The 24,805-nt window shown below is 34.5% G+C and carries 24 protein-coding genes; 8 read left to right on the top strand and 16 right to left on the bottom strand.

All coding sequences use genetic code 11. The features are described 5' to 3' along the window. Positions 1-60: 60 nt before the first annotated feature. The 6 genes from asnB to pbp4 form a co-directional block, all read right to left on the bottom strand. On the bottom strand, positions 61-1,941 hold the full coding sequence (asnB, locus tag ACVWNY_RS06500; RefSeq protein WP_218325291.1) for an asparagine synthase (glutamine-hydrolyzing): 1,881 nt from the start codon (positions 1,939-1,941) through the stop codon (positions 61-63). Between the two features lie 175 nt (positions 1,942-2,116). Further along, the gene (locus tag ACVWNY_RS06495; protein WP_246601404.1) at positions 2,117-3,304 is read right to left on the bottom strand and encodes a hypothetical protein; all 1,188 of its coding nucleotides are present in this window, start codon (positions 3,302-3,304) and stop codon (positions 2,117-2,119) included. Position 3,305: 1 nt separating this feature from the next. Then, the gene (locus ACVWNY_RS06490; protein ID WP_246601405.1) at positions 3,306-4,145 is read right to left on the bottom strand and encodes a hypothetical protein; all 840 of its coding nucleotides are present in this window, start codon (positions 4,143-4,145) and stop codon (positions 3,306-3,308) included. A gap of 82 nt (positions 4,146-4,227) precedes the next feature. Next, positions 4,228-5,271, bottom strand: a complete 1,044-nt coding sequence (locus tag ACVWNY_RS06485) for a DUF1002 domain-containing protein (RefSeq protein WP_218325293.1) — start codon at positions 5,269-5,271, stop codon at positions 4,228-4,230. A 199-nt stretch (positions 5,272-5,470) separates the two neighbouring features. Next, the gene (locus ACVWNY_RS06480) at positions 5,471-5,653 is read right to left on the bottom strand and encodes a hypothetical protein (RefSeq protein WP_218325294.1); all 183 of its coding nucleotides are present in this window, start codon (positions 5,651-5,653) and stop codon (positions 5,471-5,473) included. Between the two features lie 54 nt (positions 5,654-5,707). Continuing rightward, entirely contained in the window at positions 5,708-7,708 is a 2,001-nt protein-coding gene (gene pbp4, locus ACVWNY_RS06475) for a penicillin-binding protein PBP4(5) (protein WP_218325295.1), read from the bottom strand. Positions 7,709-7,772: 64 nt separating this feature from the next. Between pbp4 and ACVWNY_RS06470 the strand changes: the two genes are divergently transcribed. Continuing rightward, a complete protein-coding gene (locus ACVWNY_RS06470) occupies positions 7,773-8,315 on the top strand; it encodes a guanylate kinase (protein WP_218325296.1) in 543 nt (180 codons plus the stop codon). Here ACVWNY_RS06470 and ACVWNY_RS06465 read toward each other — a convergent pair. From ACVWNY_RS06465 to ACVWNY_RS06440, 6 genes are all read right to left on the bottom strand, one after another. Continuing rightward, complete coding sequence (locus tag ACVWNY_RS06465; RefSeq protein ID WP_218325297.1) at positions 8,307-8,954, bottom strand: GNAT family N-acetyltransferase; 648 nt, start codon at positions 8,952-8,954, stop codon at positions 8,307-8,309. The genes ACVWNY_RS06470 and ACVWNY_RS06465 overlap by 9 nt on opposite strands. Then, positions 8,938-9,852 (bottom strand): sce7725 family protein, encoded by a 915-nt coding sequence (locus tag ACVWNY_RS06460; RefSeq protein WP_454071842.1) that lies wholly within the window; start codon positions 9,850-9,852, stop codon positions 8,938-8,940. The genes ACVWNY_RS06465 and ACVWNY_RS06460 overlap by 17 nt, the downstream gene beginning before the upstream one ends. 5 nt (positions 9,853-9,857) lie before the next feature. Beyond that, complete coding sequence (locus ACVWNY_RS06455) at positions 9,858-10,547, bottom strand: hypothetical protein (protein ID WP_218325299.1); 690 nt, start codon at positions 10,545-10,547, stop codon at positions 9,858-9,860. 74 nt (positions 10,548-10,621) lie between these two features. Then, positions 10,622-11,944, bottom strand: a complete 1,323-nt coding sequence (locus tag ACVWNY_RS06450; protein WP_218325300.1) for a dihydrolipoyl dehydrogenase family protein — start codon at positions 11,942-11,944, stop codon at positions 10,622-10,624. After that, on the bottom strand, positions 11,941-12,897 hold the full coding sequence (locus tag ACVWNY_RS06445) for an ABC transporter ATP-binding protein (RefSeq protein ID WP_218325301.1): 957 nt from the start codon (positions 12,895-12,897) through the stop codon (positions 11,941-11,943). Before ACVWNY_RS06445 ends, ACVWNY_RS06450 begins: the two co-directional genes overlap by 4 nt. Then, positions 12,898-14,433, bottom strand: coding sequence for an ABC transporter permease/substrate-binding protein (locus ACVWNY_RS06440; RefSeq protein ID WP_218325302.1), 1,536 nt, complete (start codon positions 14,431-14,433; stop codon positions 12,898-12,900). A 115-nt stretch (positions 14,434-14,548) separates the two neighbouring features. Between ACVWNY_RS06440 and ACVWNY_RS06435 the strand changes: the two genes are divergently transcribed. Beyond that, the gene (locus tag ACVWNY_RS06435; protein ID WP_218325303.1) at positions 14,549-15,091 is read left to right on the top strand and encodes a hypothetical protein; all 543 of its coding nucleotides are present in this window, start codon (positions 14,549-14,551) and stop codon (positions 15,089-15,091) included. A gap of 123 nt (positions 15,092-15,214) precedes the next feature. Here ACVWNY_RS06435 and ACVWNY_RS06430 read toward each other — a convergent pair whose 3' ends face one another. Both ACVWNY_RS06430 and ACVWNY_RS06425 read right to left on the bottom strand, forming a co-directional pair. Further along, complete coding sequence (locus tag ACVWNY_RS06430; protein WP_218325304.1) at positions 15,215-15,556, bottom strand: metal-sulfur cluster assembly factor; 342 nt, start codon at positions 15,554-15,556, stop codon at positions 15,215-15,217. Between the two features lie 95 nt (positions 15,557-15,651). Further along, positions 15,652-16,545, bottom strand: coding sequence for a YitT family protein (locus ACVWNY_RS06425; RefSeq protein ID WP_218325305.1), 894 nt, complete (start codon positions 16,543-16,545; stop codon positions 15,652-15,654). A gap of 140 nt (positions 16,546-16,685) precedes the next feature. On the opposite strand from ACVWNY_RS06425, the gene ACVWNY_RS06420 reads away from it, so the two are divergent. After that, complete coding sequence (locus tag ACVWNY_RS06420) at positions 16,686-17,177, top strand: YajQ family cyclic di-GMP-binding protein (RefSeq protein ID WP_218325306.1); 492 nt, start codon at positions 16,686-16,688, stop codon at positions 17,175-17,177. On the opposite strand, the gene ACVWNY_RS06415 is transcribed toward ACVWNY_RS06420, so the two are convergent. Continuing rightward, entirely contained in the window at positions 17,164-19,536 is a 2,373-nt protein-coding gene (locus ACVWNY_RS06415; RefSeq protein ID WP_218325307.1) for an ATP-dependent DNA helicase, read from the bottom strand. The two genes, ACVWNY_RS06420 and ACVWNY_RS06415, sit on opposite strands and share 14 nt — an antisense overlap. Before the next feature lie 55 nt (positions 19,537-19,591). Then, positions 19,592-19,918 carry a phage holin family protein gene (locus ACVWNY_RS06410; protein ID WP_218325308.1) on the bottom strand — a complete coding sequence of 109 codons (327 nt, stop codon included), beginning with the start codon at positions 19,916-19,918 and terminating at the stop codon, positions 19,592-19,594. 132 nt (positions 19,919-20,050) lie between these two features. Here ACVWNY_RS06410 and ACVWNY_RS06405 point away from each other — a divergent pair, with 132 nt between their 5' ends. The 5 genes from ACVWNY_RS06405 to rpsT all read left to right on the top strand — a co-directional run bounded on the left by ACVWNY_RS06405 (position 20,051) and on the right by rpsT (position 24,780). After that, the gene (locus tag ACVWNY_RS06405; RefSeq protein WP_218325309.1) at positions 20,051-20,671 is read left to right on the top strand and encodes an MBL fold metallo-hydrolase; all 621 of its coding nucleotides are present in this window, start codon (positions 20,051-20,053) and stop codon (positions 20,669-20,671) included. 21 nt (positions 20,672-20,692) lie between these two features. Continuing rightward, positions 20,693-21,394, top strand: coding sequence for a histidine phosphatase family protein (locus ACVWNY_RS06400; protein ID WP_218325310.1), 702 nt, complete (start codon positions 20,693-20,695; stop codon positions 21,392-21,394). Positions 21,395-21,533: 139 nt separating this feature from the next. Continuing rightward, on the top strand, positions 21,534-22,367 hold the full coding sequence (locus ACVWNY_RS06395) for an undecaprenyl-diphosphate phosphatase (protein ID WP_218325311.1): 834 nt from the start codon (positions 21,534-21,536) through the stop codon (positions 22,365-22,367). Positions 22,368-22,511: 144 nt separating this feature from the next. After that, positions 22,512-24,401, top strand: a complete 1,890-nt coding sequence (locus ACVWNY_RS06390; protein WP_218325312.1) for a heavy metal translocating P-type ATPase — start codon at positions 22,512-22,514, stop codon at positions 24,399-24,401. A 124-nt stretch (positions 24,402-24,525) separates the two neighbouring features. Then, positions 24,526-24,780 carry a 30S ribosomal protein S20 gene (gene rpsT / locus ACVWNY_RS06385; protein ID WP_218325313.1) on the top strand — a complete coding sequence of 85 codons (255 nt, stop codon included), beginning with the start codon at positions 24,526-24,528 and terminating at the stop codon, positions 24,778-24,780. The last annotated feature ends 25 nt before the right edge of the window (positions 24,781-24,805 follow it).

Raw genomic sequence — 24,805 nt, 5'->3', positions numbered from 1 at the left:
ATTTTTTTTAATCATTTAAAAAAAAGCCTCAGATTTATTCGTTATCTGAGGCTTTCTAAACTATGCTATTTGTTCAACAACTGGTTTTTCTCCATCATTTATGAAGTAAACTTGATACCAAGTTAAAAAGGTATAAATCGTCCAAATTTTACGACGTTCATTATTTTTTTCTTTATAATTGTCATCTAATAGTTGAATGATTTTGTCTTGATCGAAAAATTCTTTTACAAAATCTTGTTGGAAAACGTCTCGTACAAGTTTGTAGTATTTTTCTTCACGTAACCAATCTTTAATTGGTACTGGGAAACCTAATTTTTCACGATTATACCACTCTTCGGGTAAATGACGTGCGGCCGCTTGACGGAAAGCAAATTTAGTATTTTCCGGTGTAATTAAATATTTTGTTGGCACGTTTTGAGCGACTTTCATCATTTCTTTGTCTAACAACGGAACGCGTACTTCTAAGGAATTTGCCATAGCTAGTTTATCAGCTTTAAGCAATATATCCTTTGGCATCCATTGATGTAAATCTAAGTATTGCATTTTCTTCACTTCTGATAAGTCTTGTGCTTTAGCGTAAACTGGCGCCACAATTTCTTGAACAGATTTGCTGTCTTGATATTTTGTTTGTAAATAATCATCTGCTTCACTTTCTTCAAAAACACGTGCTTGGCCAATGAAAAATTCTTCCGCCGGAGCTAAATTTGTATATAAATGTAGCGCACCTTTAAAAGTTTTTCCCTTCAAGCTTCTTGCGATCGAATAACGCATTTTCTTAGGTAATTTTTTCAATCCTTCAGCAACAACTTTCACTGTTTTAGAACGAGTATTTACACCATAAGCTTGATAACCAGCAAATAGCTCATCTGCCCCTTCCCCGCTTAACGCAACTCGTACGTCACGACTTGCTAATTCAGTTAGAAAATAAAGTGGAACACATGACGGATTTGAATCCGGTTCATCTAAATGATATTGAATTAATGGGAAATATTCAAAAGCTTCTTCCCCAGTGACAACTCGAGAAACATTTTTTAAATCAATTAAATCAGTTAATTTTTTAGCTTCAACTGATTCATTATAGGTTTTGTCACCAAAGCCAATTGAATACGAATGTTCAGGTCTTAAAACGGCTGTTACATAACTTGAGTCAACACCTGAAGATAAGAAAGATCCGACTTCTACATCAGCAATTCGATGTGCCTCAACTGATTCGACGACGGTTTTATCGATTAAGTCAATTGTTTCTTCAAGGTTCATATTGCTTTCACCTTCAGAGACATCCCAGTATTCTTGAATATCTAATTTACCATCTTTGTAAGTAAAATAATGACCTTCTTTAATGCGATAAACATTTTTGAAGAAAGTTTCATCTAAGGCAGAGTATTGGAAAGTTAAATATGGTTTTAAGGCTTCTTCATTTAATTCTTTCACAAAATTTGGATGCTTCAAAAAGCTTTTAATTTCTGACCCGTACATGAAAGTACCATTCATTTCTGTATAATAAAGCGGCTTAATACCAAAATGATCTCTTGCACCAAATAATTCTTGTTTTTCAGTATCCCAGATGACAAAAGCAAACATCCCGCGGATAATTTGTAATAGATCTACACCATATTCTTCATATCCATGTAACAACACTTCTGTATCGCTATGGGTTGTAAAAATGTGCCCTTTTTTTATTAAGTCTTCACGAATACTTTGGTAATTATATATTTCACCATTAAAAGTAATGATTTTTGTTTTATCTTCATTATAGATTGGTTGAGTTCCACCTTCTAAGTCAATAATACTTAGTCGTCTGAAACCTAGCGCCACGCCTTTATCAATAAATTGTCCAGAGCTATTAGGGCCTCGATGAACAATCGTATCCATCATTGCTTTGATGTTTTTTTCTTTATCCGTAACTGCGCTGCGGTCTACAAAGCCGACAATCCCACACATATCTTAAAACCCTCTTCCAATTTTTTTTCACAGTACTTAAAATACACTATTTGGATCACAAATGAAATACTTTTGTGTCAACTCAGGTATTATACCATAGGAGTTTTAAACTTTTTAAAAGGTTTGACTAAAATAAATGACAAAAGCAGCGGACTTATCATCCACTGCTTTCCTCTTATTGAGTCATTGCTAAATCAACTAAATATTGATACGTACCAAAGAACTCAATTAATGATTTATTTGTGTAACCAGAATTGATTTTAAGCGTTGCAGCATCCTCTTCTACTTGTTGCTTAATGGTTACAGTCTGTTCGTTTTCTAGAGCAACTAGGTATTCATCCTCAGCTAATTTTTGGAAATCGTGTCTTTCGTTATTCATAGCAGTTATAAAAATATCATCCAATACTTCTTCTGAAATAGTATGAGGTAACTGGTAGTCTAAGTTTAACGGTTTGCTATTGTCTAACAAATTATCTTCAATTTCAAAGCCTAATTGTTTCATGTTTGCTAAGACTGTATTGATTTCAAAGCTGAAGAACGAAATTTGACCACTTGTAAAAATATGATGACTAAAGCAGCCTGTTAAGATTTCCAAAACGGCCTCGTCAGAAACGATCACTTTTTGATTACCAGGGAAAACATCCATCAGTGGAATGTATTGATTCAATAAACGATCATCACTTCTTGGTAAAATTAGTTCAAATGAAATCATTTCATTATCGATCAATTGATAGCTTAACTCAAAATGCTTGGTTTCCCAAACAGAATATTGATGATCAGACAAACGCAAATCATGTTTTTCTAACGGTTTTAACAATTCATACGTGAAATATTCCAACAATGCATCTTCAGCAATTGCAGAAATTGGTAAGGTTTTAATAATGAAAACTTGATTGAAGAAGCTCATTAGTTCGTTGAAATCTGATTCCATCAATTGTTTGCGGAATTTTAAATCAGCTAATTCTCTTTCAGCTTCATCAATTAAGCTCAGCAGATCTCCATAAGTCGTTTGTCTAAGATCTTGATAGGTTGGCAATGAATATGTCTGCTCTTTTGGAATTTCTTCTAATTCAGTTGTTTCTTCCTCTTCAATTAACTCAAGATCTTCATTAATTTCGGCTAGTTCTTCTGGTTCTTCTATTTCGTTCACTTCTTCGGCTTCAATTACTTCCTCAGACAGTGTTTCAGTAACGTTTGCTTCATCTAATTCAGGTGTCTCTAGTGCGTCAGCTTCAGCATTTTTTTGCTCAAAATCAGCTTCTCGTTCTTCAGCCGCTTGTAAAACATCAACTGGAATGGTCACACGATCTTCTTCAACTAGTGAATCATAAATTTTATTGAATCTATTTTTTTCTTCGCTCATTCTATTCGCCTCCAATCTTCAAAAAGTTTTGATTGAATGTTTGGAGCTGTTCTTCCATGTTTTTGACATCATTAAAATATTTTTTGATTAGACGTAACTCTTTGATGGCAATCGCTTGTTCCAGCATTAGAGCTTTAATTTGCTGATTTAATTCGTTGGTTGGATTGACCGAATGGTTTTCATTGGTCAAATATGGCTGCCATTTTTTTATTTCCGCTTGCAGGTCGTCATATTTATCATCTAAATCAAGTAAATCCTCTTCGATCTTTTTGCGATTACGGAAGGTTTTACTGGCTTCCAGCTCTTCTTTTTCATCATTAATTTGATCAATTAAATTCTCTAATTTTTTTATTTCAGTCGTTGCAAGAATTTTTTTAGCTTCAAAATCATCTTCTTTATTTTGGAGACGTTTGATTTCATTCTCATAAAAACCAGTTTCAACTTGTTCCCACTGCTGTTTAATTTCAGGTAAAACAGTAATTTCTGGTTGCGTCGCATCAATTTCAATGACTGTTCGGTCATGGTAGTAGGAGCTGATTTGGTAATCCATTAGGACTGGTGATACTTTTTTTCGTAGAATCATAAAAGGAAAAGTCTTAATGAATTCACGATCAATTTTACTGGTCAAGAAATTGTCAATTTCATGGTTTGCATTACTTGATTGTTGGATTGATACAGGTAACTCTTGCCAATAGATTTGATACACAGCACCCATGTCTTCTTCATCCATCGCTTTTTCTAGTCGTTGAATTTTCGACATTAATCCGCCTAAAACATCTGAAGCTGATTCCTTTACGGTATCAAAAGAACTGTCGGGTTGTAAATTATCATTTTGAGTCAATGTTGACCCTCCTAACTTCTTCATTTGTTTAATAGTATCATTTTTTCAGCGAATTGGTTATTGAAAACGCCAATAATTTTGATTAATTTGTTAAGTTAGTAAAGAAATTCTTAATCGTATTCCATAAATTAGTGAAAAATCCTTGATTATCTTCAATTGTACCCTTTAATTGATCACCAAAACTACCTAATTTATCAGTGATTTTATTAAGATTATCTTTGAAATCACTACTGATTTTATCCAACTGCGCAATTGATTCTGCGTCTAGCACACCATCAGTGGTTTGATATCTTTCCGCTAATGAAACAAGTTTATCAATGTCAGCTTGTGATATATATTGGGTTAAATTATTATTTTGAATAGCATTATTTACAATTGTAGTAATTTGAGTAGTCGAAGCATTCGACCCATTTTGCTCTTTTAAATCAGCTAATTCTTGTTTAATTTCAACTAATGTTTGATTTAATTGAGATTTGTATGCTTCATCAGCTTGTTCTTGTTCACTACTTGATAAAGTAGAGTCATTTGAACTATTGGCACTATCGATAATATTTTGTGAAACATCAGAAGTTGTATCTAATTCATCTTGTGCAAGTTGTGCTCGATTAGTATCAATGGTCTCACCATTTGCTTCAAAAGCTTTATAAACACCTGTCAAAGCACTTTCTCCGGTTACTTTCACAACACTAGCAACTTTGACTGAAGCATCAGTAATCCCAGCGGTTACAAGCGGATTTTTATATTGATCTGCTGAAATTTGAGTAATGTTTGCTGGTGTTAAGATATCAACCGTAATCCCTGAGCCACTATCGGTACGATTTACGACAACAGAGCTGAGCATCACGCTATCATCTCCACTACCAGAGCCTAAATACTTAATTAAATCAGCACCAGTTGCTGTTTGTTGATTCACTTCACTTGAGGTAATGCCTAACACATTCATTGTTTCTGTTAGTTGACTATTGCTGAGGCCAGCACCTGCTACAAAAGTTGGTTTACCCCAGCGTTCATCAATAACCGTGCCATTATTTGTAGTAGAAGCTTCTACTTTTTGATTAGTGGCAATAATACCTGCTCCTAAGGACATAGTTAAACTTGCTAAAAGAATATATTTATGAAATTTCAATTTATGTTTCCTCCTAAATATTGATAATTCTATTTTACATGAAGCCAATTACCTGTATAGCTAGATCGACTTTCTTTAAGTAATTATTTAGCAAGATTAGGTTTATTTAAGAAAATTTTCAAACTAAAGTCGGATGTTTTTTCTTTAAAAATAAAAAAACCATTTTAGCTTCTGTTTCCTCACTAAAATGGTCTCATATTTATTTTTCCTTTGTAAGAAAGTGAATGACACCTTCATCGTCACGGGTTAAAAATGTCGTTTCTTTTAAATAGGAAAATTGCAATTCTTGAATGGTCTTGTCAGTAATCATTTTTTCATATCCTGCAAAAATTTCCCGAATATATTTTTTATAAGTTTGTTTTTTTCTCTGTCTCTTGTTCATCTTGCACCATCCTTCAGATGTTATAGTATCAATCTTAACGCTTATGCTCAAGTATTATTGATAATTTTCTGAAAGATAGGTTAATAAATCTCCTGATCTACCTACTGCACTATCCCCATCTTGAGCATTCTCCAAGAAATTCAAAACAGAGTACGCTTGATTACTGGTATCGAAAGCGTATAAGAAACTATTTTCTTGTCCTTTTGTATCTTGTTCGGTTTTAATTTCAGCAGTCCCTGTCTTAGCGGCAATTGGTAAACCTAAGCTATTCAATATATACGCTGTTCCATTAGGATCAGTCACAACAGCCTGCATATCAGTTGTAACTGTTGTTGCCGAACTTTCTTTAATAGCAGCTTTTTTAGTCTTTGTCTCTTTTGAAGCTAATAGTTTTGGATATACAAGTGTTCCCTTATTAGGAAGTACAGAATAAGTTGTGATTTGTTGAATTGGGTTTAATAACAATTGTCCTTGTCCATATCCAGTATCTGCTAATAAAATGTCTGAAGAAAATGTACCGTCATTAGAAATTTGTGCTGGATTCATAGAAATAGGCAAATCTAATTTTTCGCCAAAAATAAATTTATCCAAACCTGCTAAAAAGGTTTTGCTACCCATTTTTAATGTTTGTTGGGCCATATAAATATTATCTGAATAAACCAATGCCGTCTCTAAATCAACTGGTGAAACTTCACTAACTCTGGTAATTTGATAACCGCCCCAAGTACTATCTCCTTGCCATTTTAAACCATCAATCGCTATTTCTTCACTGGGATTCAGTGTACCCGCATCTAAACCGATTGAAGCAGTAATTGTTTTAAAGGTTGAACCTGGCGCATAACCAGTTGAAAATCGGTTTGAAAATGGTAAGTTGGCATCGTTATTATAGGCATCATAATCAGTTTGGCTGATCCCATTTGTCATTAAGTTGGGATCGAAACTCGGTGAGCTAGCTAGAACTAACAATTCACCTGACTTTGGTGCCATTGCGACACTTGATCCAGGTTGCCCACCTAATGATTGATAGGCTACTTGCTGTGCCTGACTGTCAATTGTTAATTTAATATTTTTCCCATCTTTTTTATTCACCTTTTGTAAAACTTTTTTCTGATCACCGTTTTTATCGTTAATTACTAAAGTACCACCATCAGTTCCTCGCAATTGTTTATCATAGGATAGTTCTAAACCGGCACGGCCAATCACAGAACCTGATACCAAAGCATTATTTTTTTCGATATCTTCTGCTGTTGCTTTACCCACGTAACCAGTTAATTGTGCTGCAGCCTCACCTAGTGGATAATTTCGCCCCGTTGCCTCCTGATAATCCAATTCTTCTGGTAAATCTTCAGGAAGGCTGTTAACAGTTGCCAATGGGACGAAAGAATCATCCTCTACCCAACCTTGATCCAATGCAGTATTGATTTCATCCGTGGTCAAACCAGTATAGGTAGCAATTTCTTCAATGGCTGTATTTTTCCCACTGCCTGAACCTAATTTAACCGGGGTCACACCTAATCTGTATACTGTTCCATTGGCAGCAATTGGAGCATCATTACGATCTAAAATCTCACCACGAACAGCCGGATCATTTTGGTAACTGACGGTATCTTTACCTGACATCGTCGGAAAAATTAGATCTGGTTTCCAATTGATTTTTTTATTTTGATCAGAAAAAGTACCACTGTAATTATTCTTTAGACTTCCTAATCCAGTACTAAAACTTAATTCATAGGAAAAGTCGTCACCTTTGATTTTTATGTCTGAAATTTTTACATTGTTTGCACCAATTCCTGTAAAAACAGCTTGGTATTTTTCATTCACTGCTTTTTTCGAATAGTTTTTCTGCGTTTTAGCATCGATTGTAATGTAATTAGAAAGCTGGTCGTAATTTTGGTTTTTTAATGCCTTAGTAAAGGCAGTGATGGTCTCTTCACCAGTCTTTTTTGCCGTTCTAGCTTGGAAAGTAGTATAACCTAGAAAGCCAGCAGCACCGATAGCGATGGCAGCCAATCCTATTATCATGATTTTTTTATTGTTTTTTTCATTTTTTTTCATTTTTAAATTCCTTCCTAGCAAATACTCACATCTTTCATTATACTAAAAGAAAGGAAGTGAAGGAATGCATTATTGCTATTTATTTATGGGACCTAGTGGCTCAGGAAAAACTACTTTAGCCGAAAAAAGTTTTTCCTCTCAACAAAAGATCGTGTCTTATACCACCAGAATACCACGTTCTTCCGAAAAAGATGGTTTAGATTATCATTTTGTTTCAAAAAAACAGTTCAAGCAGATGGTTATTGACGACCAATTTGCCGAATTTGATGTTTATGATGAAAACTATTATGGTATTGCCTTAACCAGCATAAAAAAAGCCCTGGAGATTTCAGATTGCTATGATCCGATTACTCCATTAGGCTTTTTAAATCTATATAAAAATTTTGGTCAACAAATGGTTCCAGTCTGGATCCATATTTCCAAAGAAACTTTAGCTCAACGCTTAGCTCATCGAGCAAGTCCAGCTGAAATTAAAAGAAGAATTGCTTTATATGAAAAAGATTTGGCTTATTTACCTGAACTTAAAAAAATCGAAACATTAATTGAAATTGACGGCGAACAATCCGTTGCTGACATGGTGGCACAATTTAGAAAAGCTTTAAATTAATTGAAAAGCTTTTCTTTCACCATTGATAAAATCAAATTCAATCATGCCTTGATAAGTAAAACCAACTTTATCAATTAAATGAAGCATTGGTCCGTTTGTAGGATAAGTATCAATTCGAATATCTTGATAGCCCAATGATTGGGCTTTTTTTATTGCTTCTTCTAATAATTTTTGCCCTAAACCCAGGCCTCGATAATTTGAACTAACTGCAACACGATGGATAGCAATATAAGTATCAGTGCCCAGGTCTTTCCAAGCACCATCAATTGCTTCATAGGCCGAATCTTTTTCAGCTATTAAGGCGCACAGACCTACGGCTTCATGATTCAAAGAGAGTACATAACTAACATCATTTTTTATATCATTTTGAATTGTTTCTTCAGTAGGTGCTTGATTATTTTGCCATTGTGGTGAACCTTGCTCTTTTAAATATGCTGTTGCATCTTGAATCAATAACATAATTGCCGGAACATCCGTTGGAACAGTCTTACGAAATAGTATTTCATCGGATTTTTTTTGTCCTTGTTCTGCCTCCACCATCATAATTTCGTCAGCAGCTTCTTGACCTAAAATGTTTCCCAGCGCTTCTCCCATTTGTTTTGCCTGTCTTAAAATAAAATCTTCATCCTTGTATCCCATATTTTTTCCATCCCTTCAAATAATGGTTTCCTTCATTTAAATAGGCACCTAATAACTCCAAATGATGCGCTAAGGACCATTTTTTTATTGTTCCCAATCCTGGAAACTTTTTAGTTTTTAAATAATTAATTAATTCGGTCATACCTAAAGTCAGCAGTAACTGATCTTGATTTCGATCATACCATTCCAACATTTTTTCAGCAGCTTCAAAAAATTTTAAAGCTTGATCTTTGGTACTATCATTAGTATCAGAGACAAAATGCTTCACCCGTAAATTTAAATAGGCATCAAAATAAGTAATATGAATGGCGATTGCTCGACTTGGTCCGCCCTTATCAAAATATCTACTGCTTTCAATCGTATAATCACTGAAGCCAGCAAACCCATCCGTCTGATAATACAGATGTTGATCGCTAAAGAAATCATCGTCATGATTTCCATAGGTTTCAATTTTTTTTCTAGCAATAAAGGCATCATCTAAAATAATTTTTTTCTGAAAAGGCAAGATCCGAAACCGTCCTTGATTCGGCAATAATGCGAACTGATTAGAATTCAACAGATTTTGATCTCGAGTAGATTGTTCATTGAAAATCGCTAAGCTTGTTTGATCTAGTTTTTGATTAGTTATAATTTCTGCTGAGTAAATGCTGGTATCTGCTTTTAATTGCCACGGATGTTGCTTTGCTTCAAAAAATTTAAAACGGCCAACTTGCGGGTTTTCAATGATATATAATTGTAGTTTTTCCTTTTGAAATAATTCGATAGTTTTTTTTAAGGTGGCAGAGTCTCTAACTGGTTCGATAATTGGAATAATTTTTTTAGACCAGCGTTGTTCTTTAACTAAAGTAGACAACGCTAACAGGTCAAACTGTTTTCCCCTGAAATAAGGGTAGTACATTTTTCTCACTCCAATCTTTCTGTTGGACGTCGTTTAACTTTTCTCTGGCTTTTTAAAAATTGATAATCTTGTTCTAGAGCCGTCAGTTCTTCTTCTAAACTTTTAATACGCGCGTTTTCAACATCTGAAAAAAAGCGATCGTGGAAGTTTTCTGAGTGTAAATGATCCTTTTCTTGTCCACGCTTTTTCAACTCTTTATATAAAGCTTCAGTTGGGAAAAAACTGGTTCCATAAGACATTTGTTTCGCTTTGCGAACTTCCCGAAATAATGAAAACATAAAACGTTCTAGCAATAAATCTTCTGGCACTTTTAAAGACTGCTTTTGTGGTTTTTTGGCTAAGATAAAAGTACCCGGAGCCATCTGTTCCTCTTGAAATTGATCATAGCGACGATAAACCAACACGCCAATCTCTGCAGGAATTAACCCTTGAACTTTTTCATAAAGCTCAGTTGGTAAGACAAAATAATTATAATCTCCTACGAAAGAAAGCTTTGCAGCTGACATAAAGTCCGCTTTACTTACCTTTAATTCATAGCAACGCCATTCCATTTTGTTTTCTTTAAAAAAACAAGCTAAAGTGTCTACAATACCATGTTCTTCCGGCATGGTAACTTCTTCTACGACAATCCCACCTAATTCCATACAATAAAAATAAAGTGATTTTTCCATTTCTAATGTTAAGTCTGTTTTCATTTTTTCTCCTGATACGTATTTGTTTTAAAACCTTAGCATAAAATCGATAAAAAAAACAGAGGTTCCCCTCTGTTTTAAATAAGATATTCTAAATCCGATGCTGGTGTGGGATAGCCAAAAATAAAATTACTAACTTCTTCTTTAGAAATTTTATTTTCTAGCACAAAATAAAGATCATTGATAACTTCATCTGCCAAAGACGACAATAGACTGATTTTTACAATCTTATCAGAGGAATCATAAACAACCTTTGCTTTCGCACCCTTTTCATTTATTCGGCGATAAGTGTACCAGTCACTTAAATCAATTGTTTGGCTATGGTATTCATTAGCATTATCCATTAACTCTTTTTGACTTAAACCAATTGTTGCCAAGCGTTTATCACCGAATACAATGGTTGGAATCAAAGGATAGTTAATTGGTTTTTGATTGCCATTCATGGCAGATACAGCATAATTTGCTTCAAAACCAGAAACTGGTGTTAATTTAGGTTGTTTTTTGGCAATGACGTCACCAACCGCATAAATATGAGGAAGATTCGTTTGTAAATATTGATTCACAACTATTCCTTGTTTTGTATATTGTAAACCAATTTTATCTAAGTTTAACGCTTCGATATTCGGAATTCGACCAGTTGCACCAAAAACTACATCAGTGACCATCTCAAAATCTTCGCCCGATAATTTGAAATGTGGATTGATACTTTCGATTTTCTTAATATCAACATTAAAATGAAACTGAATGCCTTCTTCAGTCAAATGTTGTACTAAATCAGCGACTAAATCAGGATCAAATTCTTTTAACGGTTGATCATTGTGATGAATGATATGAACTTCACTACCAGCTGCATTCGCAATTGTTGCTAATTCAATCGCAATGTAACCAGCACCTAGGAAAACCATTTTCTCTGGTAAATGACTCATTTCTAGAAAGTCACGACTTGATTGCAAATAATCTTGTCCTTCTACTGAAAGCAAACGAGAACGTTGTCCGGTAGCTATTAAAAATTGTTCAGCTGTTAAGATCTCTCCACCGACCATTAATTCATGAGGTCCAGAAAACTCTGCCTGACCCTCAAAATAATCAATGCCAGCATCAGCAAAACCAGCTACTGTGTTTTTGGGAACAAAGTCTGTATAGTCTTTTTTGTGTTGCATTAGATCTTCCCAATTAATTGTTGGAACTGTTTCTAAACCTTTTTCGATTAGATTTTTTACTTTATATTTTGCTTCAACAGCGCTCATTAAGATTTTTTTTGGGTCGCAACCATAGTTAGGACAAGTCCCGCCCCATAATTCTGATTCAATGACAGCAACTTTCTTACCACTTTCCTGAAGACCATAGGCTGCTGCACCACCTGCTGGACCGCTACCGATAACTATTGCATCATATTTCATTTTTTATCCTCCCGACTTAAATAGCAAAACATTGATTGTCTAGTAATTTTACCAAAAGAACCGGTTTTTAAGCGAATAAAAAGCAAGTCTTGTTTCGCTAAAACTTCGTAAGCTTCATTAAGAGTCGTATCTAATGAATAAATGGTTTGATTTTCTGGTACAGTTGTTTGTTCATAATTATCAGTACTTACCAAGTCTGCTAATGTTTTTACATTATTTTCATCTTGAGTTTCGTCAAAAAATTCTAAAACAAACTCATCGGCTGGGTTATTTTGAATTTCTTCAGGTGTCGCGCATTGAATCACTTTTCCATCTCTCATCACAGCGATACGATCACCTAACTTCATGGCTTCCTTCATATTGTGGGTCACAAAGACAATCGTGTTATTCAGCTTTTCATGCAATTCCAAGACCAAATCCTGTAAACTATTTCTAGAAATCGGATCTAGGGCACTGAATGGTTCATCCATTAAAATCAAGTCTGGTTCAGCCGCCAAGGCGCGAATAATCCCAATTCGCTGACCTTGTCCACCAGATAATTCTGCTGGCATACGATCACGATAAGTCTCTGGATCTAAATCTACCTCAGACATTAACTCGTTGACTCTGCGACTACGGGCATCCTTGGTCCAGCCTAGCATTTCAGGAATTACTTCGATATTTTCTTTTACAGTCATAGTTGGAAATAACGCAATTTGTTGTAAAACATAACCAATTTGAAAACGTAGTTTTTGAATGTTATATTCTTTAATTCGCTTGTTTTTGAAATATACATCACCATCGGTTGGTTCAACCAAACCATTAATCATTTTTAACGAAGTGGTTTTTCCGCTACCAGAAGGGCCGACTAAAACAAATATTTCTCCTTGATTGATTTTCAAATTAATATCATTTAAGACTTTTCCCTCATCAAACTGTTTGCTAACATCTTTAAATTCAATCATTGTTTCCATCTACTTGTCCCCCTTAATGATTTTTTCTTTAACTAAAAAGTCATGAGCGACATCTGCTGGATCTTTTTTCTCAACATTCACTTGATAGTTCATATCCACCATCTGATCTTCAGTAATTTTTCCTGCTAACTTATTCAAGGCTTTAACAACTTCAGGATGATCTTTGGCAAAGCTTTCTTTCAATAATGCAGCTCCTTGATAATAAGGGAATAAATGTTGGTCATCCTCTAAAGGAACCAAATCATATTGTTTAATCTCACTATCGGTTGAATAAGCATCAACTATATCAACATCACCATTATTAATTGCTTGATAACGTAAGGCCGGTTCCATGCTTTGCACTGAGTTAAAGTTTACATTGTATTTTTCTTGAATCCCTCGATAACCATCTTGCCGATCGATAAACTCTAAGGTAAAACCTGCTTTTAAAGTACCTTCATAATTTCTCAAATCAGAAATTGTTTTAATTCCTAATTCATCTGCTTGAGATTTACGCATCGCTAAAGCATAAGTATTTTGATAAGCCATCGGTTTTAATAATTCCATCTTAAATTGGTTCTGCAACAATTTATTGGCTTCTTGATACGTGCCATTTTCATCTAAGTCAGTTGGACTATTTTCTGGTACTTTAACCAAACTTTCCAAGACGGTACCAGTAAATTCAGGATAAATATCGATTTGATTATTTTCTAATGCACTGAATAAAAAACTAGTCTTGCCAAAGTTAGTCTTCAATTCGACATTTACATCTGAATCATTATCTTCAATCACATCTTTATACATGTTAATTAAAATATCTGGTTCTGAGCCAAGTTTCCCAGCAATTGTGATGGTTTCTTGACTGCTACCGGTATTTTGAGCAACAAAAATACCACCAATCCCCAAAATAAGAATCACAAATGTAATCAAGCTGGTTTTCATTGAACGGTTTTGTAAGAAACGGATCAGTCCGCTAAAGATAATCGCTAATAAAGCAGCGCTCACTGCACCAATCAAAGTTAGTGTTGGATCGTTACGGTCAATTCCAAGCAAAATAAATGTCCCTAAACCACCAGCCCCGATTAACGCTGCCAGTGTTGCTGTTCCAATAATTAAAACCAAAGCAGTACGAATACCAGAAATGATAACTGGCATAGCAATCGGTAATTCTACCTTAAATAATTTTCGCATACGACTCATTCCAAAAGCATCCGCTGCTTCTTCTAAGGAAGGATCAATTTCTGACAAGCCAATATAAGTATTTTGAAAAATTGGTAATAGAGCATAAACCACCAGAGCAATCAATGCTGGAACAGTTCCTATTCCTACAAAAGGAATCAATAATCCCAACAAAGCTAATGACGGAATCGTCTGTAAAATACTGGTAATTTGTAATGCTACTTCTGCAATTTTTTTATGTTGACTTAATAAAATTGCCAATGGAATTGCGATAATAATAGCAATCATCAAGGCACTTAATGATATTGCCAAGTGTTCAAAAATCGCGCTTAGTAGTTCCCCTTTTCGTTCGCTAAACGTTTGTATCAATTCATTCATTTATAATAATCCTCTCACTTCTGATTTCATTTCAGTATAACCGAAGTTTTTTTTAGCACAAAGAATTTAACTTTTTGACTATTCAAAGTATACTTAGAAAAATGGAGGAATTAATATGACTGAAAAAGAGCTTACTTTTGAAAAAAACCATAAAATTTACAAATATTCCCACTCTCATTACTACAATTGGTACAAAGCTTTAACCCTGAATTTGCTTGAGAGTGAAAACTTTACTGCTTTTTTTGTAAAATTAAAAACCCACGATAAAGTCGCAGTTGAAACAGTTAAAAATGACTTGCTTAAAATGAGTCAGCTCAGTTTTACTGAACAATTAGATGATCTTGATACTTTTATTTTGTTGACTTTCGCTTGGGCACAAGGCTTTAATACTGAGCAACTATCTTCTACCCAAAGGCTGCATCATTTCTTAACAAACTACACTATTCAAAAAAACGATTTAATTGGTATTAATCAAATGAATGCTGATTTAAATCAAGCTTTGCTGCAGCATTTCCCTAAAGTCAGACAACAAGATTTAAAACTTATTTATCGACTATTATCTTTACAAAACAGTTCAGACCCTGAAATTGCCAGTGAACTAACCAAACTTAATCAAAGAGCCGCAGACCGCACCAGGAAACTACTTTCTTTAATCTAACTTTCAGCTTTTTTTGATCTAAACAAATTTTGATTGGTTAAATTTTGATTGGTTAAATTTTGATACAAAAAAACTCTCACCCATATTTCTTTGAGTGAGAGTTGCTTTTTTTTAATAAAAATATTAACGAATTCCTAGAGCAATTCGTGCATAACGAGACATTTTGTCAGTGGTCCAGGCTGGATACCAAACAAGTTTTACTTCCACATTAGATACTTCAGGAATCTCATGTAAAGCTGCTTGAATTGAGTCTGTTAAAATATCTGCCAACGGACAACCCATCGTAGTTAAAGTCATTTTAATTACGGTGTTTCCGTCTTGTGCAAAGTCAACATCATAAATTAAACCAAGATTCACAATATCAATACCTAATTCTGGATCGATGACAGATTCTAAAGCTGTCAAGATTCGTTCTTTAATCTCTTCCATTTCTTCAGCTGTGCGATACTCTTTGTTTTCTTCCATGTTATGTCCACTCCCTTTCGAAGTTTCGTTATTATTTTACTTCATATAAAGTGTTTTGTAAATGAGAATTAAAGCAATTCTTTCTCAATTAGCACTTACTTATTAGATTTTGCTTGTTTTTGTTGTTCTTGGCTCCAGAAGCTACCAACGACTGATTCGGTGGCAACGATATTTGTAAATGATTTTGGATCAACTTCAGCAACAATTTGTTTTAAAGCGTAAAGCTCGTAACGAGTCACAACAATCATGATTACATCAAGGGGTGTGTCACTGAATCCACCTTTAGCAGTCATGGCGCTCATTCCCCGTACCAAATTTTCACTTAAAGCCATTCGCATTTCTTTGCCATGAGCAGTAGAAATGAAAGCAGTCATTTTTTGATGGCTAGTATGGATAGCATCTACGACTGTACTCATAGTAAAAATAGTAATAATTGTATATAAAGCACTTTCCCAATTAAAGAAGAAACCGGCAACTACTACGATGACACCATTTAAAGCCATCATATAATTCCCAACGGTTCGCCCTGTAGTTTTTGATAAAAGCAATGAAACAATATCTAAACCACCAGTTGTAAAGCCAAGTTTCAATGAAAAGCCAGCCCCTACTCCGAGTAGTACGCCACCAGTAATCGCATTCATAAGTACGTTATGAGTAATTTCACCGACAGGAACCAACGTCGTAAAAACCGACATAGAAATAACATTTGCGAAACTCAAAATCATGGCAGATTTTCCAAGCTTAATAAAACCTAAGATAAAAACTGGAACATTCAGTAGAAAAATTAAAATCCCTGTATCAACTGAAACGCCAAATATTTGTTGGAAAAAGGCGCCAATAATCTGAGCAATCCCTGTCATTCCAGCAGAAAAAACATTTGCCGGAATCAAAAAATAATTCAAACCAACTGCGCCAGACAAACCAGTTAATAAGATTACAACCACCTTTTTAGTCAAATCATTCGTGGTGTAATTAATCACTTTTTGCAAAACAATCCCTCCTATGTATATTATCCATTATTTATTTAATCTATTATTCAATAAAATAGCAATATTTTTTAAGACTTATGGGAGAAAGATTATGGCTTTCTTATCGTTTTTTGATAAACTAAAGAAAAAGGAGGGAAATTATGGCGAAAGATGCAAGTTTTGACATTGTTTCAGAGGTAAACAAAGAAGAAGTCAAAAACGGGATTCAAATTGCTTTAAAAGAATTGAATAATCGTTTTGACTTCAAGGGTGATAATTTTGATATTCAGTTAGAAGGAAATCAACTGGTTGTTAGCGGTCCGGATGATTACAAGATTGAACAAATTAAAGATGTATTATTTAGCAAATTAATTAAACGCGGTGTTCCTTTAAAGAACCTTCATTTTGGTCAATCAGAGCATGCTCTTGGCAGTACGGCTCGACAAAAAGCTGATTTAATTAGTGGCATTGACCGTGATGTGGCCAAAAAAATTAATACAGCCATCAAAAATAGTAAGATTAAAGTTAAGTCTCAAGTGCAAGAAGACCAATTACGGGTAACCGGCAAAAATCGTGATGACTTGCAACAAGTTATTGCATTAGTAAAAGATTTAGATTTACCAATTGATGTGCAATTTACTAATTATCGCTAGCTGATGTATCAGCTAGCTTTTTTTGCCAAAATTTCTCTACTTCTATAGATATTTCCGTTGTTCGATGAATAATCTTGCGGTCATACCAGCTTGGTGGTAATAACTTTTGGTAGCTAGCTTGATTGAAACGCTGGTCTAATAATAAAATAACTCCACGGTCATTCATTTGTCTAATTACCCGACCCGCTGCTTGAATAACTTTATTGATTCCCGGTAGTTGATAAGCATAACTAAATCCTTGATTGTTTTTCTCATCAAAATAATCTTTTATCAAATTTTGCTCATGGTTAATCTGAGGCAATCCTACTCCAACAACAACAACGCCGATGAGTTTATCACCAGTTAAATCAATTCCTTCTGAAAATATTCCTCCTAAAACAGCAAAAGCAACCAGGGTCTCTTTATTATTCCCATCAAAGTTTGCTAAAAACTGTTCCCGCTCTGATTCGCTCATCTGACTTGCTTGAATTAAGGAGTTATATTCTGGGAATGTTCGTTTAAACTCCTCAGCCACTTCATCTAAATATTGAAATGACGGGAAAAAGACCAAATAGTTACCTTTTTTTACTTTTACTAATGCCTCGATCGATTTTACAACTTCTGGCAAACTTTGTTGTCTTTTCTGATAAGTTGTTTGGATATTGTTATGAACTAATAATAATCTATTTTCATTTGGGAATGGATTTGGCAATCGATAAGTTAAGCTTTCCGTATTTTCAGATAGCACTTCCTGATAATATGGTAAAGGAGAGAAACTAGCTGAAAATAAAACAGTACTTCCGACAAGATTCATTGATTGTTGTAAAAATAGAGACGGATCAATACAGTAGATTTTAACAATTAAATCATATTGCTTTTTCTCAACAGTAGTTTCATAGTGATCATCATAAAATTCACTTAGTCGTGTAAAGCGTAAAATATCAAAATATAGATTCAACATTTTCTCTTGATTATCATCTTCTGGATGCTCAGCGAGCCATTCCTTCATTAGGTCTTGTAATGAGTATAAACGATTGACTAAACTTTCAGCGGCGGCTTTTTGATGATGGTAATTTGTGTTCTTTTCTTCGAGAACTTTATGAATTAGTTCAAACTCATTGTCTACTTGATTGAATGCTTTACGTAGTTTTCTAAAGGATTTTTTTGTAGCTTGACCCACTGTATAGATTTTTTCTCTAGAAATTTCAGCAGAATACATTTCCTTGGAACGGTTTACCAAGTTATGGGCTTCATCAACCAGTACAATATTGTTTGGGTTTTCTTCTTCGAAAAATCGTTGCAAATGAACAACTGGATCAAATAAATAATTGTAATCACCAATGACCACGTCACAAAATAAACTAACATCTAAAGATAGTTCAAAGGGACATAATTGATGTTTTTTTGCATATTGCTCAATTACTGGTCGCGTAAACTGATCTTCTTCTTGCAACATATCCCATAATCCATCGTTGACGCGATCATAGTATCCAGCGGCAAATGGGCAGTGCTCGGGCGTACAGTTACGCTCTGATAAAAAACAAATTTTATCTTTTGCTGTCAATGTAACACTTTTTACCCGTCCATTTTTTTTCGCTAATTTATCAATTGTTTCCTCTGCAACTGTCCGTGTAATAGTCTTGGCAGTTAAGTAAAAAATTCTTTCTCCGACGCCTTCTCCCAACGCTTTAAAAGCGGGAAAAAGAGTCGAGAGTGTCTTGCCTGTACCTGTTGGCGCTTCAACAAATAGTTGCTGTTGATGATAGATTGTTTTATAGACCGCTGCAGCTAATTCTCTTTGACCAGTACGATATTGTGGAAAAGGAAAAGGCAATTCCTTTAATGATTGATTTCTGATTTGATGCCAATTAGTTTCAAAAACTAACCAACCTTCATAGCGACTCATTAAGTCTGAAAAGAAACTGACAAGCTCATCGAAAGAATATTTTCTAGTAGTAGTAGTTATTTTCTTTTCAATGGTTTGAAAATAACGAACTTGGACATTGATTTCTGACAGTTCTTGACTTTCAGCATATATATAAGCGTAAACCATGCCTTGATAAAAGAATAAATTTACTAATCCTTCAGTTAAATCTTCAAAGGGAGTTTCAGAAGTTTTTATTTCATCGATTGTTATGCCTGTTTCTGAGGTGATAATTCCATCGGCTCGACCTTCAACTTGAATGGTTTCATCAGCTAATGTCAATTGCTTTTTTAACCAAACCTCTTTTTCATAACCAGTACCAGCCTGCTTTTGTAGTGAGCGATGAATTTTAGCACCTTCTTGAGCAGTATGTTGACTATTTTTCCCTTCATCAATACTACCCGTACGCATTATAAACTCAACTAATTTTCGAACAGCAATCTTTTTAACTGTCATCCACTCACCTCTTTCACAAGTGCCACAATAAGCGAATTTCATTTATTCGTCAAGTTCATTTCTTCTTTAATTGTTCTAGTAATTTCTTAAACTGATCAATCTGAATACCCATTTTTTGATAGTTTTCCAAAATTGATACAACCTCCATCCACAAAAAACTTAAGTAGAAAGTATAAAGCAATGCTTGCCCTGCGTGAAAGGGAATAATTTTAGCTACAGGCCACAAAAATAAAAGTAACATTAAGCTAGCAATTTTTCTCAAAATACCATTGATTCCGACTTTTGATGAAATAGATTTAGTGATTCTTGCACTAATTATTCCTGTTAATAAATCTAAAACCATCGCAATTGAAATTAAAGATAAGATTTCTAATTCTTTCATTTCTTTCACCTCCCCTTATATCCTTTAACTTTAATAACGAAAGTTTTTAATGAAAAGTTCAATTGAACTAATGCTTTTTCTATTTTTTTAAATTTAAGGTATAATATAGTGGAATTGTTTGGAGGGAATCATATGCAGATTGAAGCAATAACTAATCAAGTTGCGGGAGAAAATACTTACTTTATTTATAATAAAGAAAATCTATTAATTATTGATCCAGGATCAGATGTGGAAAAAATTATTGACGCTATTCAGCGAATCAATCGAAAACCTGTGGCAATTTTGCTAACACACACTCATTATGATCATATTGTGGGCTTGGAATTGATTCGAAAAAAATATGAAATACCAGTTTATGTGAGTCCATTAGAACAAGAATGGTTAACTAATCCTCAGCACAATGGCTCTTTAAATAATCCTTTCGTGCCGGATATTTATGCCAAACCAGCGGAATTCGAATTTGAATTAAGGGATTATGAATTAGGCGGAATGACATTTTCGGTTGTGGCAACACCAGGTCATTCGATTGGCAGTTTAAGTTTTGTTTTTGAAGACTTTGTGGTTGTTGGGGACGCCTTATTTAAGGGAAGTATCGGGAGAACTGATTTATATAGTGGTGATTTAGGACAATTACTGGCAAGTATCACAGAAAATTTATTTAGTTTGCCACGAGAATTACCTGCTTATCCAGGCCATGGCGAAGCAACAACGATTGGTCATGAAATCGATACAAATCCGTTTTTTAATAATTAAAACTATTTTGGAGGTTTTTAAATGAAAGAGACAAATTTATATTTGGTACGTCACGGAAAGACAATGTTCAACACATTAGCAAGAGTTCAGGGATGGTGTGATACGCCTTTGACTAAACCGGGTCGTGAAGGAATTACTGCTGTTGGTTTAGGTTTAAGAGATACAGCGTTTGAAGAAGCTTATTCAAGTGATTCAGGTAGAGCAATTGAAACAGCTCGCTTAATTTTAAGAGAACATCCCCACCAAGATGTAATCCCATATAAAACAGATCCACGTGTACGGGAATGGTGTTTTGGCTCTTTAGAGGGCGGTTACGACGCAGAAATGTGGGGAGTTCTTCCACGCGTTCTGAATTTCAAAACTGAAGATGAATTATTCTCAACAGATGTCACTTTTGAAGAGATTGCTAATGCAATTGTTGGCGCAGATACTGCAAACTGGGCTGAACCGTATGAAGTTTTAAAAAATCGTGTATGGCAAGGTTTTGAAGATATGGCGAAGTATCGTGAAGAACGTGGCGGCGGAAATGTCTTAGTAGTCTCTCATGGATTAACAATTGCTTTTATGTTAAGTCTAATTGATGACAAGCAACCTGTTCGAGCGAACTTAGAAAATGGTAGTATCAATCGTCTACGTTATGAAGATGGAAAATTTTCAATTCGTTCAATTAATGATATCTCTTATCAGGAACGTGGTCGTTTAATTATGGCCGAAGAAAAATAAATATTTATGGACTGGGAAGAATAAAAAATCTCCCCAGTTTTTTTATTCTTAAAAAAAGCTTAGCCTTTTTAAGATAGTCAAATATTTTTCTAAAAGGTATACTAGTGATTGTTATGAATTTGAAGGGATGGATTTTTTAATGTTTGTTGCAAATATAATTAAAGCAATTATTTTAGGTATTATTGAAGGAATCACGGAATGGCTACCAATTTCTTCAACTGGACATTTAATTTTAGCTGATGAATTTATTAAGATGAATGTGTCATCGGCTTTTACCGAAATGTTCAACGTAGTGATTCAATTAGGTGCAATCCTTGCCGTTGTTCATCTTTTTTTCGCAAAGCTGAATCCTTTTTCAAGTACGAAAAACTCAGTTGAAAAACGTGATACTTGGACTCTTTGGACAAAAGTTATCATCGCTTGTTTCCCGGCTGCGATTATCGGCTTACCTTTAGATGATTGGTTAGATGCACATTTCCATAAATTTTTACCGGTTGCTATTATGTTGATTGTCTATGGTGTTGCCTTCATTGTTGTTGAAAAAAGAAATAAAACCAAAACTCCAAGATGGACAACTTTAAATGATTTTACTTATCAAGCGGCTCTTATTGTTGGTATGTTTCAAGTCTTGTCTTTAATCCCTGGGACTTCTCGCTCTGGAGCCACAATTTTAGGAGCTATTTTAATTGGCGCGTCTCGTTACGTTGCAACTGAGTTTTCTTTCTTCTTGGGAATTCCAGTAATGTTTGGTGCCAGTGGATTGAAAATTGTTAAATTTCTAGCTAACGGTAATTCGTTTGATGCTCAACAAATAATTATTCTATTAATCGGGATGATTACCGCGTATGTTGTCTCGATCATTGCCATTAAATTCTTATTGGATTATATTAAGAAAAATGATTTTACAGTTTTTGGCTGGTATCGGATTGTCTTAGGTATTATCTTAATTGCTTATTGGATTATTGCTATGTAATTATAATTATTATAAAAAGACTCTTGCGAGAGTCTTTTTATTTTGCTCTTTTCTAAATGATAATCACTTTCATTCTCAATTACGCGATTTAATTATCAATTAGTTTTTTTCTATGCTATCATGATTATGAAAGGAGGAATTGTGATGAGTAAAGAAGAAAGACAAGCTTTTCTCTCAACAATTTTCTGTTTGGGATTCTTGATTTTTGGTAGAGTGATAATGTATTTTAGCTTATCCTACGCACCGCTCCTATTTATTTTAGCTATTATTAGTGGCGGTTGGAAACAAACATACGAAGGCATAAAGGAATTAATCCAAGACAAAACATTAAACGTGGATTTATTAATGGCTTTAGCAGCAATCGGTGCATGTATTATTGGTAATTGGTTTGAAGGGGCGATGTTGACTTTCATCTTCTGTTTGAGTGGTGCTTTAGAAGAATATGCAACCAATAAAAGCACGAAAGAAATCACTGCTTTAATGAATTTAAGTCCAACAACTGCTTTAAAAGTTTTAGCGGATGGAACAAATCAAGAAATTGGGGTTGAAGATTTAAAAATTGCAGATACTGTCTTTGTACCAAAAGGCAGCAATATCCCAATTGACGGAATAGTTTTAGATCAAGCCAGTACAATTGATGAATCTAGCATCACAGGTGAATCTGTCCCAGTGGAAAAAAATGTTGGTGATGATATCTTTGGTGGGACGATTAATACAGGTAATGCTTTCAAAATGACGGTTACTAAAAGTGCGGAAGATACTTTATTTGCGCAAATCATTAAACTAGTTGAAAATGCGCAAAATGAGAAAGGCGAAACTGCCAGTTTTATCGATAAAATTGAAAATGTTTATGTCAAGATTGTATTGTTAGCTGTTCCACTATTTATTGCCTTTACTCACTTTGGCTTGAATTGGGCCTTTAATGAAAGCTTTTATCGCGGAATGGTTTTATTAGTTGTCGCCTCCCCTTGCGCTCTGGTAGCATCAGCAACACCGGCAACTTTAGCAGCTATTTCAAATGGTGCAAAGAAAGGTATTTTGTTTAAATCTGGTAAAGATCTTGAAAAATTAGCAGAGTTAAAGGCGATTGCCTTTGATAAAACTGGTACTTTAACTAGAGGAAAACCTCGTGTAACAAATTTCAAAGTATTCGATGCTGATCCTTTGATTCCAGCAATCTTATTTTCGATGGAGCATGCGTCTAGTCATCCTTTAGCCAATGCGATTACTCAGTTTTTCCATGAAGAAAATATGTTGGAATTAACCGTCGAAGAAAAAGCAGGTTTTGGACTAGAAAGTTTTTACCAACAACATCATTGGATTTTAGGTAAAACAGGAATGTCAACAACTCATGATGACTTAGCTGAAACTTGGCGATCTCAAGGAAAGACAGTTATTTTTCTGTCACGAGATGAAGAAGTAGTTGCTTTACTAGGACTACTAGACTTACCTAAAGCAAATGCTAGTGAAGTCATTCAGTACTTTAAAGATAATCAAGTTCATACAGCTATGTTTACAGGAGATAATGAAGGAGCTGCCCACACTGTTGCAAAATCAGTCGGAATTGACGAATACAGAGCCAATTGTTTACCGGCTGAAAAAACGAAATTAATTACTACAGAGAAAGAAAAATATGGTGTTAATGCTATGGTTGGCGACGGAATAAATGATGCACCGGCTTTAGCAACTGCAACAATTGGTGTGGCTATGGGCGAAGGTACTGATGTTGCGATGGATGTATCCGATATGGTGCTTATGAAAAATGATTTAAGTAAACTAAGTTATGCTCATCGTCTTGCTAAAAAGATGCGTCGCATTATTAAACAAAACATTGTATTTTCCTTATTAGTTATTGCCATTTTAATCGCTAGTAATTTTCTACAATTTCTAAATTTACCTTTAGGAGTTATTGGGCACGAAGGTAGTACAATTTTAGTCATTTTTAATGGGTTACGATTACTCATTCCTTTAAAAGAAGACTTGCTAAACAATCAGATGGATTGCAGTGATTGTCCATTGCAGCATTTAGAATAATAATTGTGTTAAGGAAAAAAACTTGTCACGAATTCATTGCATTGGATTGCGCCTTTATGTATAATGAGTAATGTTGAATTGTACGGACTTTCCGTATAAGATCTGAAATCGGAGGTGAAAATCCATGCCAAACATTGAATCTGCAATTAAACGTGTTCGCACAAACGAAGCTGCAAATATCAGAAATGCTTCTCAAGCTAGCTCAATGCGTACAGCTGTTAAGAAATTCGAAGAAGCTGTAGCTGCCGGTGCTGATAACGCAAATGAATTATACCAAGCTGCTGTTAAAGCAATTGATATGGCTGAATCAAAAGGTTTGATTCACAAAAATAAAGCTGCTCGTGACAAATCACGTCTTGCTAAAAAATTAGCGAAATAATAAAAACCGATCGCAGGATCGGTTT

The sequence above is a fragment of the Enterococcus sp. JNUCC 77 genome (assembly GCF_054819945.1).
Note: the sequence above shows the minus strand (reverse complement) of the source record. Positions and strands in the feature narration are given on the sequence as shown.